2 tRNA genes are annotated in these 306 nt (G+C 53.6%); both read right to left on the bottom strand.

The window, feature by feature from the left end:
• Positions 1 to 33: 33 nt before the first annotated feature.
• Positions 34 to 109 (bottom strand) — tRNA-Ala (locus QD228_RS17040).
• Positions 110 to 148: 39 nt separating this feature from the next.
• Positions 149 to 225: transfer RNA gene (locus QD228_RS17035), tRNA-Ile, on the bottom strand.
• Positions 226 to 306: the final 81 nt, after the last annotated feature.

Genomic DNA, 306 nt, shown 5'->3' with positions numbered 1-306 from the left:
TATCAGGTAGTAGAAGCTTGAACCGGAACTTGATGGTGGAGCCAAGCGGGATCGAACCGCTGACCTCCTGCGTGCAAGGCAGGCGCTCTCCCAGCTGAGCTATGGCCCCAAAAGTCGGCAAACCGTGTCGACAAAAGCACGAAGCTTTTGGTGGGTCTGGGCAGATTTGAACTGCCGACCTCACCCTTATCAGGGGTGCGCTCTAACCAACTGAGCTACAGACCCGACACTACTACTCGATAAACTAACTTGATCAGGTAATTCGTTGTGAGCACTTGCCGCGAGCAGTAGACAGTGTCGATAAGG

Origin of the sequence: Cobetia sp. 3AK (genome assembly GCF_029846335.1) — a bacterium.
Classification (GTDB): Bacteria; Pseudomonadota; Gammaproteobacteria; order Pseudomonadales; family Halomonadaceae; genus Cobetia; species Cobetia marina.
This window is presented reverse-complemented; position numbering and strand designations above follow the sequence as displayed.